A 15,643-nucleotide genomic window follows, 5' to 3' on the forward strand; every position below is an offset into this window, starting at 1 on the left:
GCCTTGAAGATTGAGCGAGCGGCTCACGCCTTGAAGATGGAGGTGTCGAGCTCGACGTCGATCGGGGCCGGCAGCCGGAGCGGGGTCCCGACGGGCACGGTGGCCGTGGTCCGGTAGACGCCGTCGTCGATGCCGCTGTAGACGGTGACGGACGGTGGTTTGGCGATGGTGTCGATCAGCAGGTAGATCGGCACGCCGCCGGTCGCGTAGAGCGGGGGCTTGTCTTCTCGGTCTCTTCGGGCGCTGCTGGTGGAGACGACCTCGGCGACCATGATCAGGCCTGAGGACAGCAGTTCTCTTTCGTCCCAGCGGGGGCAGTCGACTGGAGCCAGGACGAAGTCGGGCTCGACGGGATCTTGTGGCCCCTCGATGCACACATCGACGTTGCCGGTAAATACTTCCCAACCATGCTCGTCCAGGACAGGTATGAGCGTCCGGAAGAGCGCCATCGCGCAGTCGGCGTGCTCGGGAGTCCCAACGCGAGTCAAGATCAGGTTCCCGTCGATGACCTCGGCCCGGAAACCGGGGAGTTCGGGGAGGGCGTCGAACATCTCCCGCGCGGTCGCGGGCATGCGCTGATCGCCGATCCAGTGAAATTTCGCGTGTGGCGTGCGAGAGGCGGTCACCGTTGAGTTCGTCCCTCTGTCTGGAGCGGCTTAGGCCTTGAAGATGGAGGTGTCGAGCTCGAAGTCGATCGGTTTGGGCAGGTGCAGTGGAGCCCCCATGACTGCTCTGGCCGCTTGCTGGTAGACGCCATCCTTGATCTCGCTGAACACGGTGGCGGCTGGTTGAGCGGCGATCGGATCGATCAACAGGTAGACCGGCACTCCGCCTTGTGCATAGATCTGCGGCTTCTCATGGTGATCTCGATGAACGCTGCTCGGCGAGACGACTTCCGCCACCATGAAGAGGTGCTGAGACTGCAGTTCGTAGGTACCCCAGCGCGGGCAATCGCGGGGTGCTAGCACGTAGTCCGGCACAAGAGAGTCTCGTGAACCGTCGATGCAGATGTTCAGGGTGCCCAGAGAGGCTCGCCAGCCGCGTTCATCTCTGAGCGGCAGGAGGGCTACAAAGAGGTCGGAGCCGATCCAGCTGTGTTCAGGGCTGCCTACTGGGCTCACGATCAAGTTCCCTTCGATGACTTCTGCCCGGAGGCCGGGGAGTTCGGGGAGGGCATCGAACAACTCTCGGGCGGTAGACGGCAGAAGGCTGTTGCTGACCTGTTCCTGCTCGGTGTCTTCGTCGTCCCGAATAGCCATGGCGACCATGCGAATCTGTCCCTTCGTATTCGAACGGGCACGCTAAGTATTCCACGTGCCCGACTCGAACACACTCCAAAACCCAGGAAGCTCAAGCCCCTCAGTCCCGAGACGTCCCTGACACGTCGGCGCCCGGTGCTCTTCGAGTTGCCGGTCCTTGGCGTCGCCCGTTTCACGGATGACATGTCCCTTTGCTGGAGATCGATGAGGAATCCGTACAGTTAGGGGGACTATCCAGGAGGCTTGATGATCAAGGCAGTGGTGTTCGACGTCGGTGAGACGCTCATCGACGAGACCCGCATCTGGTCCCGCTGGGCCGACCGGCTCGGCGTGAGCAGTTTTGTGCTGATGGGCGCGCTCGGCGGAATGGCCGCGCTCGACCGCTCCCACAGCGAGGCGTTCCAGCTCGTACGGCCCGGCCTCGACATCGAGGCCGAGATGGCGGCCTGGGAGCGGGACGAGCCCCACAGCCTGCGCAACCACTTCGACGCCGACGATCTCTACCCCGACGTCCGCGCGGCCTTCAAGGCCCTGCGTGAGGCGGGATTCCAGGTGATCGTCGCGGGCAACCAGCCGGCCAGGGCCTATGGCGCGCTGGTCGCCATGGACCTACCCGTGGACTCGGTGCACACCTCTGAGGGCTGGGGGGTGTCCAAGCCCGCTCCCGAGTTCTTCGCCAAGGTGGCGGCCATCGCCGGGCGGGAGCCCGCCGAGATCCTCTATGTGGGGGACCGGCTGGACAACGACGTGCTCCCCGCTTCTCGGGCGGGCATGCGCACGGCGTTGCTGCGCCGGGGCCCTTGGGGGTATCTGCACGCCGAGCGGCCGCAGGCGCGGGCCGCCGACATGATCGTCGACGATCTGCCCGCCCTGCTGCCCGCGTTGGAGCGGCTCGCCTGAGTTCCTCATCCCGCCCGACCACCCGCGCCGGAACGGCTCGCCTGAGTTCGTCACGACGGTCTGCCGTCCGCGCTGGAGCGGCTCACCTCAGCTCGTCATCGGGGTCGACGCGGACCGCGCGTTCCTCGGCGGAGAGGTCGCCGTCGTCCTGCCCCCAATCCTCGCCCCACTCCTCGCTCTCCGTGTCGGGTGCCAGCCCCTCGTCGGGCTGGGTGAGCCGGTGCGAGGGGCGGGGGGCGCGTTCCCGGTCGGGCGCCTCGCGCCGCAGTCGCTCGTCGAGCGTGTCCTCGTGCGCGGGGTCGTCCTCTTCTATGTCGTGGCTGAGGCCGAGGTCGTCAGTCCATTCGTCGACCTCGATCCGCTGCTCGTCGCTCAAGCCGTACCTGTCCGGAGGTTGTTCGGTCATACGCGCTCTCCTACCCAGCGCCACGCCCCGAACCCTGCCCCTGGTAATACCGTTACCGGCCGAGCGCGGCGCCGATGAGTGAGCGTGGATCGGCCGCCCCCGCCAGCATCCCGTCCGGGCGTACGTCGATGACGTGCGCGTGCCCGAACAGGCTCCCGTACGGCCGGGCGGACACCTGATGTCCGAGCGCCGACAGGCCGTCCGCCCAGGTGGCGCCCTCTTCCAGGTCGATGACCGGGTCGGCCGGGGCGGCCCAGGTGTCGAAGCCGGTGTCGCCGGGGCTCAACCGCCATCTGGGCGCGGAGACGGCCTGACCGGGCGTCTCCCCGTACCTGAGCAGCCGGGTGATGATCTGGAGCAGGATCTGCGGCTGCGCGTCGCCGCCCATCGTCCCGACGACCGAGCGGAGTGAGCCGTCCGGGCGGGTGATCAGCGCGGGCGCGAGGGTGTGGGGCGGGCGGCGGCCGGGAGCGTACTCGGCGGGATGGCCGGGCGTGAGCGAGAAGCCGATGCCCCGGTTGTGGAGGTTGATCCCGGTGCGTGGCTCGAACAGCAGGCTGCCGAACCCGGCCGCGTTCGACTGGATCAAGGACACGCCCACGCCGTCGCCGTCCACCGCGCACAGATAGGTCGTGTCGCCGTCGGCGCTCGGGGCCCGCACGCTCAGCGGCGCCGCCGGGTCGATCAGTGAGCGCCGCCGGGCGATCTCATCGGGGGTGAGCAGGTCCTTCGCGCTCTCATGGAGTACGTCGAGACGGTCGTGCCCGGCGATGCGCGCGGCCTCGGCCAGCAGATGGGCCCAGGCGGCGTGGCCCGGTGAGACCGGCAGGCCCAGCCCTTCGACGATGCCGAGCGACATCAGGAGGAGGTAGCCCTGGGAGTTCGGCGGCATCGACCAGACGTCGTGGCCGAAGGCGCGCACCTTCAGCGGCTCGACCCAGTCGGCGAGCGGGCTGGACAGATCGGACTCCGCGTACTCGCCGCCGCCGATTTCGAGCAGCCCCGCGCCGAACTCGCCGCCGTAGAAGCCCTCGCGTCCCGACGCGGCGATGGCCTTGAGCGTACGGGCGACACCGGGTCGCGACACGCGGTCGCCCGCCCTGCGTACGGTCGCGAAGTCGCCACTGCCGGGGCTCTGGGACGCCACGCGCGCGCCCGCGAGCATCAGCGGGGAGGCGGGGAAGCCGTCGCGGGCCAGGCGGATCGCCGGTTCGAGCAGGTCGGCGAGCGGAAGGCGGCCGTGCCTGGCGTGCAGCGCGAGCCAGCCGTCGACGCAGCCGGGCACCGGCACGGAGCGGATGTCGTGCTGGTGCGGCATGCGCCGGTGTCCCTCGGCGCGCAGCCGGTCCGGGTCGGCGCCCGAGCCGGCCCTCCCGGACGCGTTGAGCGCGCTCACCGCGCCCGCCTGCCCAGGGCCGACCGCGCCCGCCTTCCTAGGGCCGACTACGCCCGCCTGCCCGGGGTTGACCGATCCCGAACCATCGTGGATCAGGGCGAACAGGTCCCCGCCGAGCCCGCACATGTGCGGCGCCGTTACGGCCAGGACGGCGTTGGCGGCGATGGCCGCGTCGGCGGCCGACCCGCCGCGCTCCAGCGCCGCCACTCCGGCGGAGGAGGCGAGGTGGTCGACGCTGGACACCATGCCGTTGGGGGCGTATCTGGTGGTGTGCACCTGTCCGAGATTACGGTGTGCCGTCAGGCGTTCTCCAGGGATGGACGCCGGCCGGCCGGAGTTCAGCGGCCAGATGGAGGCGCTGCGGTCCAGCGCGGGCACTGCGGGCGGGTGCCCGGTGAAAGAAGGTCAGACCGGTTCGAGTGGGCGGTCCCGGTCCACCAGGGCCGCGTAGTGGCCCTCCAGCGACATCAGCGTGTCGTGCGTGCCGCGCTCGACGACCCGGCCGCCGTCCAGGACGACGATCTGGTCCGCGTCGCGGACCGTGGAGAGGCGATGCGCGATCATGATCGTGGTACGGCCCTCGGCGAGCGTGTCCAGCGCCTCCTGTACGGCCCGCTCCGTCTGCGTGTCGAGAGCGCTGGTCGCCTCGTCGAGCACGAGCACCGGCGGGTTGCGCAGCAGGGTGCGGGCGATGGCCAGCCGCTGCTTCTCACCCCCGGAGAACCGGTAGCCGCGCTCGCCCACCAGCGTCTCGTAGCCGTCGGGCAGCGAGGCGATGTGGTCGTGGATGCGCGCCGCTCTGGCCGCCTCCGCCAGCTCCTCGTCCGTGGCCGACGGGCGGGCGAAGCGCAGGTTCTCGGCGATCGTGGCGTGGAACAGGTACGTCTCCTGGGAGACCACGCCGACCGTCTCGGCCAGCGTCTCGAAGGTGAGGTCGCGGACGTCCACCCCGTCGATGGTCACCTGGCCGCCCGTCACGTCGTAGAGCCGGGGCAGCAGGTAGCTGAGCGTCGTCTTGCCGGAGCCGGTCTCGCCGACGACGGCCAGGCTGGTGCCCGGCGGCACGGTGATGTCCACGTCGCTGAGCGTGGGCTCCTCGTCGTGGGAGTCGTAGGAGAAGTCGACCCGCTCGTAGCGGACCTCGCCGCGGACGTCGCTCAGCGTACGCGTGCCCGGGTGGATGTCGATCGACAGGTCCAGATACTCGAAGATGCGCCCGAACAGCGCGAGCGAGCTCTGCACCTCGACCCCGAGCCGCAGCAGCGACACCGCCGGCCTGAACAGGCTGACCTGCAACGTCGTGAACGCCACCAGCGTGCCGACGGAGATCACGCCGGTGTAGCCGACCGCCCAGTAGACCAGCGCGGGCATCGCGGCCATGACGATCTGGATCGACGACTGCCGCCAGCGCCCCGCCATGCTGGACCGCACGCCCAGCTCGGCCAGCTCGTCGGAGGCGTCGGCGAAGCGCTCGGTGAGCGCGGGCGAGCGGCCCATCGTACGGCCGAGCAGGATGCCGCTGATCGACAGTGACTCCTGCACCATCGACGAGATCACGGCCAGCTTCCGCTGCCGCTCGGTGGTGATGCGGCGGCGCTCCTCGCCGACCTTGCGGCTGATCCCCACGAACACCGGCAGCAGCAGGAGCGAGATCAGGGTCAGCCGCCAGTCGAGCGCCAGCATGGCCACGACCGTGGCGATCACGGTGGTCAGGTTCGAGATGAGCGAGGTGGCGGTGGAGGTGACCACCGACTGCATGCCGCCGATGTCGTTGGCGATGCGGGACTGGACCTCACCGGTCTTGGTGCGGGTGAAGAAGGCTAGCGACATGCGCTGCAGGTGGCCGTAGACGGCGGTACGCAGGTCGTGCATGACCCGCTGGCCGACCGTGGTGGACACCAGCGTCTGCAGTACGTCGAACACACTGGTGATGATCGCGACCAGGATCATGCCCAGGGCCAGCAGCGCGAGCAGCATGGCGTCGCGGGAGGGGATCGCCACGTCCAGCACCTCGCGCAGCAGGAACGGCGAGGCCAGTGAGACCAGTGACGACAGCAGGATGAGGGCGCCGACCACGGCCAGCCGCCCCCGGTAGGCGCGGAAGAGTTTGATGATGCGCCGCAAGGGCGCGCGTGGTTCCTCGGCCAAGTAGGCCTCCTAATCAGATGCTCCCTCAAACAGAGGTTAACTCATACTTATTCCGGCTAAGCTATCCGGCATGGAGGACGTGGAGCTGTCGGAGCTCCTGCACCGGGTCAGCCGCCGCCTGCGGCACGGTTACGCGCATCGCCTCGCCCCCCTCGGCGTGAACCCGGGGCAGGCGCGGGCGCTGCGCGCGCTCGCCGACGCCGACCGGCCGCTCAGGATGGTGCAGCTCGCCGATGAGCTGAGGATCGTGCCGCGCTCGGTCACGCCGGTCATCGACACCCTGGAGCGGGCGGGCCTGGTGCGCAGGGAGATCGACCCGGCCAACCGGCGCTCCACGCTGGTCGTGATCACGCCGACGGGCCGCGAGATGCAGGAGCGGTCGCGAGAGGCGCGCAGACAGGCGGGTCAGGACCTGTTCGCGGTCCTGTCCGATGACCAGCGCGACCAGCTCAAGGAGCTGCTCGGGGTGGTCGACGGCCAGCCACGCTAGGCGCCACTCAGCTCTCGCCGACCGCGCCGTCTTCGACGGTACCACCGACGACCGCGCCACCGACGACCGCGCCACCGATGACCGCGCCGCCGACGACTGTGGCGAGGCAGGGTGCCCCGCTCAGCAGGGCGGCGTACGGGTAACGGCCGCGGGCGTCGAACACCGCGAAGTCGGCCCGGCTGCCCGGCCCCAGCGCCCCGATCCGGCCCGCCCCACTCGACATGCCGAGCGCCCGCGCCCCACCCAGCGTGGCGGCCTCGACCAGCCTGCGGTCCAGGCCCGGGGATCGCAGCCCGCGCCCCTTGGCGTACTGCCTGATGGATCTGGCCAGGGTGAGCAGATCGGCCACCGGGGCGGGGGCGCGGGTGCCGAAGGCGACGCGGTTGCCCTCGTCCAGGAGCGCCGGCAGGTCGTCGGGCGGCGACGGGCAGAGGGCGACCACGCTCTTGCGCAGCCGCAGCAGCTTGCGCTCGCCGGGATCCAGCGGCCGGTCGCAGGCCACGTGGCAGTGCGGCCCCAGGATGCCCGCCTCGTCGAGCGCCGCGGGCGAATGGCGGTCCAGGTCGGCCAGCAGCCGCAGGCCGAACGTCCTGGCCAGCACCGCCACGTCCTCCAGGACCTGCGGGTCGGGCGTGTAGGCGGCGATGCCCACCGTACGCGGCCGATCGACCTCGCGGATGGCGGTGATGACCGCGTCGCGCCCGGTCTCCTCCCAGACCTGCTCGGACTCGTACGACACCTCGACGTAGGAGACGCCGGGCAGCCGGGCCGGCTCGGCCGGGTCGGCGGCGACGCCGGCTCTCGCGGTCACCCCGGGCGGCGGCACGGCCGCCGTGGCGCAGGCGTCCACCAGCCCCGCCACGATCATCCCCGGCCAGCGTTGCTCCCGGGTGACGGGGAAGTAGGCGAGCAGCTCCTCCCGGAGCCCCACCTGGAGGACGCGTTCGCCCCGGACCGCGATCGCGGCGCCGCGCAGCGGGTCGGCGCCGATCGGCAGCACCAGCGGGGCGGAGTGGAGGACGATGGGCGCGGGCGTGCGCCTGCCGAGTTTCGGCGCTCGGCCAGATGTGGCACGCTTCGCGGACGGCAAGAGGACCTCCCGTCGGATGACCTGCTGGATTTACCCGCTGGGCTTAAACCTTCTGGTCTTTACCTGCGGGGGCTTTCCTTCTGGGCATTAAACGTGAGCTGGGCCGGGCATGCAATCACGTGCCGGGCCGCGCCTCCCTGGGCCGGTAGCTGCCGGAGAGCCGGGCGAGCTTGAGGCTGAGATGCAGGGCCAGCCGCTCGCCGCCGTCCTTCAGATCGGTGCGGGCCAGTTCCTCCAGCCGCTGCAGCCGGTAGTACAGGGAGGTGCGGTGCAGGCGCAGCGCCCGCGACGTGGCCACCGCGCTGCCCGCCAGATCCAGGTACGTCTCCAGCGTCTCCAGCAGCGGCAGATACTGCTCGTCGGCGAGCAGCTCCGCCAGCCCCGGATGCAGCTCGTGGTGCGGAAGATGGGTGAGCATCCGGTAGACGCCGAGCCGGGCCCACTCCACCGATCGCCCGAGATCGGGCACCCGGGCGGCCACCTCGGCCGCGTGCCGCGCCTCCGTGTACGACTCGGCGGCCTCGGCGAGCGCCGGCCTGGCCCGCCCGATCCCGACCACCACCGGGATCGACATCGCCGCGTGCAGCTCGTCGGCCGCCATCGCGCCGCCCGCGGTCAGCAGCACGGCGTGGTCGTAGCGGACCAGGTGCAGGGGGTGGTGCCCGCTCAGCCGCCGCCGCAGCGCGAGCAGGCCCTGCTCCAGCGCGAGCCGCAGCGCCTCGTCCGGCTCGTCCGACAGCGGTCTGGCCACCAGTACGGTCACCGGCTGAGCCTGCGGGAAGGCGCCGGCCTCGATCAGCTGCCTGGCCGAGTCCCGCTCACCGAGCAGCAGGCCGGTGACCGCCTCCAGCTCCCGGTGCGAGGCCAGCCCGGTGGCCAGGCTCTCGTGGTAGAGCGTCAGGGCCAGGGCGGGCGCCGCCGCGGCGGCCTCGGCCATCCGCGCGCCGGACATGGCCGGGCCGGAGTCGATGAACCAGAGGAAGCCCAGCAGCCCGGCCTCGTGCCGCACCGGAACGCAGACCCGGGGGAGCAGGCCCAGGTGCGGCGCGCCCGGGATGCGTAACGGCCCAGTGGCTTCGTGGATCCCAGCCGACCGCACCCACTGGCGCACCTCGGGGGTGGAGTGCCGGCGCAGGATCGACTCGCGGCGGACGTCGTCCATGGCGCCGTTCTGCTCGCTGTAGACGACGACGCGTTGCACGCGGTCCTCCAGCAACAGCGGTCTGTCAAGGCGAGCGGCCAGCTCGTCCACGGTCCGCTGGAGATCCGCCACCACGTCACCTGGATATTTCGTCATTTGTAGGAGGACACGCCACAAGTCTTCCCTACAACTGATCGGTGATCTCCGTCAACTTCGTCTATAACGTCGATCCGTGATTGCCCCCAAGAAGCTGCTGAAAGGTCTGCTGGCGGCCCTCGTGCTGATTCCGATGAGCCTTGTGGCGACCCCGGCTTCCGCAGCACCCCCCACAGACGATCCCGAGTACCCCTGGCGGCAGAACCACTGGCCGCAGACCCAGCCCTGGCAACAGGACGCGCCCTCGGACGCCCAGTCGCTGCGTAGCCGCTCGGTGGGCGGCATCGCGCCCATCGACCCGCAGAACTGGGAGAACCCCGACCACATGACGTGGGCGGACTACAAGAAGGTGCCGGGCACCCGCTGGAACGACCCGGCCGTCAAGGGCTCCAAGCGCACCTTCAAGGGCGCGCTGGTGCTCCTGGACTATCCGAACCAGCCGTTCGTGGTCACCCAGCCCAAGGGCTCGACGATCTTCAAGAACCCGAGCGCCGAGGCCCACGACATCCCGCGTGACCAGGTGGCGAAGTTCTACCAGGACTTCCTCAACACCCCGAACGACCTCAACAAGGGTCACACCATCCACGAGTACTGGATGGAGGACTCCGGTGGGCGTTACGGGGTCGAGCTGACCGGCTTCGGCCCGTACACCATGCCGGGCAAGGACCACGAGTACGCCATGGAGTTCCAGGGCGGCACCGCCTGCCCGGCGGGCGACTCGTGCGACAAGAACCTGCGTACCGACGGTCACGCCGCGTTCATCGGCGCGATCGGCGAAGAGGCGGCCAAGCAGTTCGACTTCATCTTCTACGTGAGCGCCGGCCAGGACGAGTCGTCCACCTGGCAGGAGTTCGGGATGATGAAATTTCCTACCAAGGAGGATGTGACCGACGAGTGGGGTCCGCCCGACCCCGCCCTGCCGAACTGGGCCGAGACCCGCTACGTCGACTGGACCTCCTGGCAGGCCGGCTCCACCTTCTGGCCCAACGCCAACCTCGGCGTCGACTCCGTCCAGGCCGAGAGCTCCGGCATGGCCGTGTACGCCCACGAGTTCAGCCACATCCTCGGTGTAGCGGACAACTACAACAACCCCTACGGCGTCCCGGCCCGCCGCGCCTACACCGGCATCTGGGAGATGCTCAGCCGGGGCAGCTTCAACGGCCCCGGCGGCCCGCACTCCCGCTGGCTGATCCCGCCGACCTCCGGCGCCTCCATGGGCGCCCAGCACATGCTGCGCAACAAGATCAAGCTGGCGATGGTCGACGAGCAGAACGTGCTGCGCCTGTCACGTGAGGCCCTCGACGAGTCGGGCCTGGTCAAGGCCAGGGTCATCGCCCGCGAGGTGCAGCCGGGCCAGAACGAGCTGTCGGGCGTCAACATCTCCTTCGACACCGGCGACAAGGGCCCGGCCTGCAGCACGCAGACCAGCCCGCTCTGCGACGGCGGCGGCTACGAGAACTACACGGTCGAGGTCGTCGACCGGGTCGGCACCGACTCCTTCACCCCCGACTCCGGCGTGCTCGTGGCCAAGACCAAGAACCAGGACCGCTCTCCGTTCGAGTGGGTGATCGACGCCAACCCGCAGGACATCGGGATGACCGACTACGTCATGCCCGACGGGACCAAGGTGCCGATCACGATCGGCGACTACCGCCAGCTGTCCGACGCGCTCTTCCACGCGGGCACCGGCTCCGGCAGCCAGTACGAGTACGTCGACCAGGCCAACCGCCTGCACTTCTACGTGACCGACCTGAAGCGCGACCGCGAGGGCACGCTGTCGTACACGGTCGCGATCCGCTCGCTCGACGGCGCGGGCCCGCAGAAGCGCGGCGTCAAGCTGCTGCCCGCGGCCGGGATCCCGGCCGGCAAGGGCGTGACGACCTGTAAGTTCCCGCTGTTCAACACCGGTAAGGCGGCCTCGGCGCAGGGGCAGCACCCCGAGGACGTCAGCGCCTACCTCAACTCCGACGTCTACCGGCTCAAGGCCGAGGTGCAGGGCAAGGGCTGGACCGCCCAGCTGCCCAACGCCCTGGCCGCAGTCGACTTCGGCAAGCAGGAGGTGGTCACGGTCAACGCCGTGCGCGCCTCGGGTGGTGACCGGCTCGGCAAGGTCAAGCTCACCGCGACGTCGGAGAGCGACCCGGCCAAGACGGTGACGGCCACCTGCCCGGTGATCGGCCTTTAGCTTAAGGACGGGGTACGGCTGGCGCAGGCCGTACCCCATCCGCTTGAATCACCCCCGGAGGTGGTCCTTGACAGGGCAGCTGCCGGAGAAGCCGCGTTCGCGGCGTAGGAGGGTTCCATGGGCCGCGCCGGTCTCGGCCGGCATCGCGGCCGCGGCGGCCAGCGTCCTGGCCGCTTCCGTCGACTGGGACATCCCGCCCGTCGCGAAGGTGGGCGTGACGATGATCGCGGCGCTCCTCGTCGGGCTCACCACCTGGGCCACGACCGAGGCGCGGCCCAAGCGCGAGATCACGGCCGAGCCGTCCTCGCGTCCGCCGGACCAGTGGCCGCCCGTGCCCGAGCACTTCACCGGGCGCGTCGAGTCGCTCGCCGAGCTGCGGACGGTCTTCGGCGAGCGGCGCAAGTCCAAGGCCGGAGATGTCTCACCGCCGCTGGTCGTCTCCGTGTACGGCCGGGGCGGCGTCGGCAAGTCGGCGCTGACGGCCAGGTTCGGGCAGGAGGTCGCCGGCGCGTTCCCCGACGGGCGCCTCTACGCGGACCTGCGGGGCGGCGTCGACGCCCCGGTGCGCCCGGAGGAGGTGCTGATCGGGTTCCTGCGCGCGCTGGGCGTCCGGCTGACCACCGATCCCGGCGGTCTCGACGAGCTGCGCAAGCTCTGGCTGACCTGGACCAAGGACCGCAGGATCCTCATCGGCCTCGACAACGCGCACGGCGCCGACCAGGTCAAGCCGCTGATCCCGGCCGAGCCGGGCTGCGCCGTGCTGGTCACCTCGCGCCAGCCGCTGTTCCTCAACGGCACCCACGACACCCAGCTGGGCGTGTTCAGCGAGGCCCACGGTGTGGAGCTGCTGGCCAGGCTGGCCGGCGGCGACCGGGTGGTCGACGACCTCGCCTCGGCCAAGGAGATCGTCCGGATCTGCGACTACCTGCCGCTGGCGATCAACATCTGCGGCGGCCGGCTGGCCACCCGCGAGCACTGGGCGCTGCGCGAGATGGCCGATCGGCTGGCCGATGAGCGCCGCCGTCTCGACCAGCTCGAACTCGCGCAGACCGTCGACAAGAGCGTGCGCGCCTCCGTGCAGCTCAGCTACGACGACTGCACCGGCATGCAGCGTCGCCTGCTGCGTCTGCTGTCCGCGCTCACCTCGCCAGACGTGCCCGGCTGGGTGGCGGGCGAGCTGCTCGACATCTCCGGGCTCGACGGCGCCGACCAGCTGGAGGCGCTGATCGACGCGCAGCTCGCCGAGAGCTCGGGCGTCGACCAGACCGGCGCCATGCGCTACCGCCTGCACGACCTGGTCCGGCTGTTCGCCACCGAGTTGGCTGAGGAGGACGACCAGGGCCGGCGCCGGGCCGCGATCGAGCGGGTGCTGTACGGCTACCGCCGCCGCGCGGAGGAGGCGGCCCAGGAACGCTGGCCGCAGGACTGGAGCCGCGGCGGGCGCAGCTCCGGCATCGAGGGGCAGACGCACGCGGGCGACTGGCTCAACGCCGAGCGGCTCTCGCTGCTCGCCATGATCAACCTGGCCAGGAATCTGGAGCTGTGGGAGCTGACCTCGGGGCTGGCCAGGGCGTTCTGCTCGCTGTGCCACTCGCTGCGCGCCTACTGGACCGACTGGCACGCCGTGGCCGAGGCGGGCTGCGAGGCCGCGCGGCACACCGGCGACCGGCGCGCCCTGGGCATCGCGTTGCTCGACCGCGCGGCCGTGCAGGGCGGTCTCGGCGGGCACGAGCAGGGCCGGGTGGGCGCCGAGCAGGCGCTGGAGATCTTCACCGACCTGGGCGAGACGTGGTGGGCGGCCCGGGCGATGCGGGCGATCGGCATGGCCCTGTTCAACGACGGCCACCTCGACCGCGCGCAGTCCTACCTGATCGGTGCCATCACCTCCTTCAAGGGTGAGGAGGACTTCTGGTGGATGGCCCGCACCCAGCGCAACCTCGCCGAGATGCGGCTGGCCGAGCGGCGGCCCGAGGAGGCCAGGGAGCTGCTCGAAGACGCCCTTGAGGTGTTCAAGCACGCGGGCAACCGCTACTCCGAGGCCCAGACGCTGCGTGCCTACGGCGAGGTGCTCGCCGCGCAGGCCCGCGGCCGGCACCGCGAAGGCGAGCACCGGGCCGCTCTGGAGGGCTTCACCAAGGCCGGATTCAGCCTCGACCGCGCCGCCGAGATGTTCCGGCAGCGGGGCGAACTGTGGGAGGAGGCCCGCTGCCTGCGTGCCGCCGGCGAGGTCGGCGACCCGTCCAATGGGCTGCGCGAGCTCGACTTCGTCCGGCGGGCGGAGGAGATCCTGGTGGCGCTCGGCGACTCCTGGGGAGTGGCGCGCACCGCGCTGTCGGCCGGGCGGGCGCTGGCCAGGCTGGGCCGGATCGAGGAGTCGGAGGGTGAGCTGCGCCGGGCCGTACACGCCTTCGAGGAGCTCGACGACCGGTGGTGGATGGCACTCAGCCTGCGCTACCTCGGCGAGGCGCACCTCGACTCGGGCGGGCCGCGCGCGGCCGTCGAGCCCCTGACCCAGGCCAGGGACATCTACCGCAGCCTCGGCAACGAGGCCGGCATGCGCAGGACGCTGGAGCTGCTGAGGAAGGTGGAGTCCTGATCAGGGGAGTGGAGCCCTGATCAGCTCACCGGCGGCCTGCCGAGCCTGGAAGATGCTCTCCTCGAACAGCTTGCGCACATGCGCGGCCTGGTCGGACAGCTCCCTGATGTGTGTACGGGCCTGTTCGTCGTGGACGGTCTCGGCGATCAGCTGCTGGTAGTCCGGCGTCCGCGCGGCCAGCGCCTCCAGCCGCCGGTGCGCGTGGAAGACCTTGTCCGCCTTGACCACCTGCTTGGCGTACTTCTCCAGGTGGCGCACCCGCCGCGACAGCGACGTCCAGGCCGCGTCCAGCGCGGTGGTGTACGGCTTGAAGGCGTCCTCCATGCCGGTGGGCAGGTCGCGGGGGATGAGCCGGCCGTGCTCGGCGTGCATGGACGACAGCTTGGCCAGCCGCTGGGCGATCTGCCACACCTCCTCCGGCAACGTCACCCGATTGTCGATGGTGTCGATCAGCCCTGCCCTGTTCACCTGGGAGTTCAGGATCGCGTCCACGGCGTCCTGGGCGCGGCGAAGCAGCATCTGGCAGGGATGGTCGAGATCTTCGGGCAGGACGTAGGCGGCGGCGTACTCGGAGGCGAGCCGGAGACGTTTCTTGGCTGCCCGGTTCGTCGAGTCCACAGCCATCCACCGCAGCAGTCCGATCAGGCTCATCCCGAGCGCGGCCACGATCGCGCCGCTCGTGCCGGTCATGGCCCAGATCATCATCAGGAGCGCCGGAAGGACGAGGAGCAGGACGGGATTGAAGGAGGAGCCCATCTGCCGGCCGGTTCTGGCCATGCGGAGGAGGTGCGGGCTGGATCGCAGCTGGATGGAGATGTCCGGAGGCAGGGATGGGTCGATCACCAGCCTCGGGGGCAGAGCACGCGGATCCATACCGTTCATGCTGCGTTATGAACCTCGAATCCGCTCATTTTTAAGCGACATATAGGGTCTAATCAATGAACGAGATGACGCGATGGATCGATCTGGAAGGCGCCGTCAACGTGCGCGACCTGGGTGGACTCACCACCCATGACGGCGGCGTCACCCGCTACGGACGGATTTTTCGGGCGGACAATCTCCAAGGGCTCACCGACAAGGACGTGTCCCGGCTGGTCGGCGAGCTCAAACTGCGCCACGTCGTGGACCTCCGCTCCAACGCCGAGGTCGCGCTGGAGGGCCCCGGGCCGCTGACCCGGATGCCCGAGGTGACGCATCACCATCTGACGCTGTTCGCCGAGGGAGGCAGGCACACCGACGTCGAGGCCGACACCATCGACGGCGACCGGGTGCTGCCCTGGCAGGAGCGTGAGCTGGACGAGGACCTGCGGATGACCGGTTTCTACTACGGCTACCTGCGGGACCGGCCCGAGGCGGTGGTGGCCGCGCTGCGGGCGATGGCGCTGAACGACGGCGCGGCCGTGGTGCACTGCGCGGCCGGCAAGGACCGCACCGGGGTGCTGTCGGCGTTGGCCCTGGAGGTGACAGGCGTCACCCGGGAGGGCATCATCGCTGACTACGTGGCCACCGGGGAGCGGCTGGAGCAGGTGCTGCGCCGGCTGCGCGGCAGCGCCACGTACCGCGACGACCTGGACTCACGGCCGGCCGACGACCACATGCCGCGGGCGCGGTACATGGAGCAGTTCCTGTCGGTGCTGGACGAACGGTTCGGCGGGCCGGCGGCGTGGCTGGAGTCGAACGGATGGACGGAGGCCGACACGGAGATGATGCGGGCCCGCCTACGCGAGTAGGCCCTCCGGCCGTTCCTCCTTGGGACGCCTGCCACTACGGCCGTCTTCTCCCGCTCCCCCGGAGGGGGACCTCTCCAAGGACCCCAGCCACCACGGACCGTTTTCGTCCGCTCCTCCGGAGGGGTCTCTCCTCCCTGGGACCTCTG

At 70.3% G+C, this 15,643-nt stretch carries 13 protein-coding genes; 5 read left to right on the top strand and 8 right to left on the bottom strand.

Annotated features, from left to right (window positions below):
* Positions 1-23: 23 nt before the first annotated feature.
* Together AB0J16_RS29735 and AB0J16_RS29740 are read right to left on the bottom strand one after the other, a co-directional pair.
* Positions 24-626, bottom strand: coding sequence for a Uma2 family endonuclease (locus AB0J16_RS29735; protein WP_358545233.1), 603 nt, complete (start codon positions 624-626; stop codon positions 24-26).
* Positions 627-656: 30 nt separating this feature from the next.
* Complete coding sequence (locus AB0J16_RS29740; RefSeq protein ID WP_358545235.1) at positions 657-1,268, bottom strand: Uma2 family endonuclease; 612 nt, start codon at positions 1,266-1,268, stop codon at positions 657-659.
* A 237-nt stretch (positions 1,269-1,505) separates the two neighbouring features.
* Here AB0J16_RS29740 and AB0J16_RS29745 point away from each other — a divergent pair, with 237 nt between their 5' ends.
* A complete protein-coding gene (locus AB0J16_RS29745) occupies positions 1,506-2,159 on the top strand; it encodes an HAD family hydrolase (protein ID WP_358545237.1) in 654 nt (217 codons plus the stop codon).
* Positions 2,160-2,241: 82 nt separating this feature from the next.
* On the opposite strand, the gene AB0J16_RS29750 is transcribed toward AB0J16_RS29745, so the two are convergent.
* The 3 genes from AB0J16_RS29750 to AB0J16_RS29760 form a co-directional block, all read right to left on the bottom strand.
* Positions 2,242-2,565, bottom strand: a complete 324-nt coding sequence (locus tag AB0J16_RS29750; RefSeq protein WP_358545239.1) for a DUF5709 domain-containing protein — start codon at positions 2,563-2,565, stop codon at positions 2,242-2,244.
* A 52-nt stretch (positions 2,566-2,617) separates the two neighbouring features.
* Complete coding sequence (locus tag AB0J16_RS29755; protein WP_358545240.1) at positions 2,618-4,237, bottom strand: gamma-glutamyltransferase; 1,620 nt, start codon at positions 4,235-4,237, stop codon at positions 2,618-2,620.
* A gap of 129 nt (positions 4,238-4,366) precedes the next feature.
* Positions 4,367-6,109: an ABC transporter ATP-binding protein gene (locus AB0J16_RS29760; protein ID WP_358545241.1), complete on the bottom strand. Its 1,743-nt coding sequence runs from the start codon at positions 6,107-6,109 to the stop codon at positions 4,367-4,369.
* A gap of 70 nt (positions 6,110-6,179) precedes the next feature.
* Between AB0J16_RS29760 and AB0J16_RS29765 the strand changes: the two genes are divergently transcribed.
* Positions 6,180-6,599 carry a MarR family transcriptional regulator gene (locus AB0J16_RS29765; protein WP_358545242.1) on the top strand — a complete coding sequence of 140 codons (420 nt, stop codon included), beginning with the start codon at positions 6,180-6,182 and terminating at the stop codon, positions 6,597-6,599.
* Between the two features lie 7 nt (positions 6,600-6,606).
* Here the strand turns inward: AB0J16_RS29765 and AB0J16_RS29770 are convergent, their stop codons facing one another.
* A complete protein-coding gene (locus tag AB0J16_RS29770; RefSeq protein ID WP_358545244.1) occupies positions 6,607-7,689 on the bottom strand; it encodes an amidohydrolase family protein in 1,083 nt (360 codons plus the stop codon).
* A gap of 115 nt (positions 7,690-7,804) precedes the next feature.
* Positions 7,805-8,986: a helix-turn-helix domain-containing protein gene (locus tag AB0J16_RS29775; protein WP_358545246.1), complete on the bottom strand. Its 1,182-nt coding sequence runs from the start codon at positions 8,984-8,986 to the stop codon at positions 7,805-7,807.
* Positions 8,987-9,062: 76 nt separating this feature from the next.
* Here AB0J16_RS29775 and AB0J16_RS29780 point away from each other — a divergent pair, with 76 nt between their 5' ends.
* Together AB0J16_RS29780 and AB0J16_RS29785 are read left to right on the top strand one after the other, a co-directional pair.
* Positions 9,063-11,171, top strand: coding sequence for a M6 family metalloprotease domain-containing protein (locus AB0J16_RS29780; RefSeq protein ID WP_358545247.1), 2,109 nt, complete (start codon positions 9,063-9,065; stop codon positions 11,169-11,171).
* Between the two features lie 67 nt (positions 11,172-11,238).
* The gene (locus tag AB0J16_RS29785) at positions 11,239-13,767 is read left to right on the top strand and encodes a tetratricopeptide repeat protein (RefSeq protein WP_358545249.1); all 2,529 of its coding nucleotides are present in this window, start codon (positions 11,239-11,241) and stop codon (positions 13,765-13,767) included.
* Here AB0J16_RS29785 and AB0J16_RS29790 read toward each other — a convergent pair whose 3' ends face one another.
* Positions 13,768-14,640: a hypothetical protein gene (locus tag AB0J16_RS29790; protein ID WP_358545251.1), complete on the bottom strand. Its 873-nt coding sequence runs from the start codon at positions 14,638-14,640 to the stop codon at positions 13,768-13,770.
* A 65-nt stretch (positions 14,641-14,705) separates the two neighbouring features.
* On the opposite strand from AB0J16_RS29790, the gene AB0J16_RS29795 reads away from it, so the two are divergent.
* On the top strand, positions 14,706-15,497 hold the full coding sequence (locus tag AB0J16_RS29795) for a tyrosine-protein phosphatase (protein WP_358545252.1): 792 nt from the start codon (positions 14,706-14,708) through the stop codon (positions 15,495-15,497).
* Positions 15,498-15,643 lie beyond the last annotated feature (146 nt).

The organism is Nonomuraea sp. NPDC049750 (assembly GCF_040659625.1).
Taxonomy (GTDB): domain Bacteria; phylum Actinomycetota; class Actinomycetes; order Streptosporangiales; family Streptosporangiaceae; genus Nonomuraea.

Coding starts and splice junctions, on each gene's coding strand:
- AB0J16_RS29745 (WP_358545237.1), top strand. CDS start 1,506: ATGATCAAGGCAGTGGTGTTCGACGTCGGTGAGACGCTCATCGACGAG.
- AB0J16_RS29750 (WP_358545239.1), bottom strand. CDS start 2,565: ATGACCGAACAACCTCCGGACAGGTACGGCTTGAGCGACGAGCAGCGG.
- AB0J16_RS29790 (WP_358545251.1), bottom strand. CDS start 14,640: ATGGATCCGCGTGCTCTGCCCCCGAGGCTGGTGATCGACCCATCCCTG.
- AB0J16_RS29765 (WP_358545242.1), top strand. CDS start 6,180: ATGGAGGACGTGGAGCTGTCGGAGCTCCTGCACCGGGTCAGCCGCCGC.
- AB0J16_RS29775 (WP_358545246.1), bottom strand. CDS start 8,986: ATGACGAAATATCCAGGTGACGTGGTGGCGGATCTCCAGCGGACCGTG.
- AB0J16_RS29795 (WP_358545252.1), top strand. CDS start 14,706: ATGAACGAGATGACGCGATGGATCGATCTGGAAGGCGCCGTCAACGTG.
- AB0J16_RS29740 (WP_358545235.1), bottom strand. CDS start 1,268: ATGGTCGCCATGGCTATTCGGGACGACGAAGACACCGAGCAGGAACAG.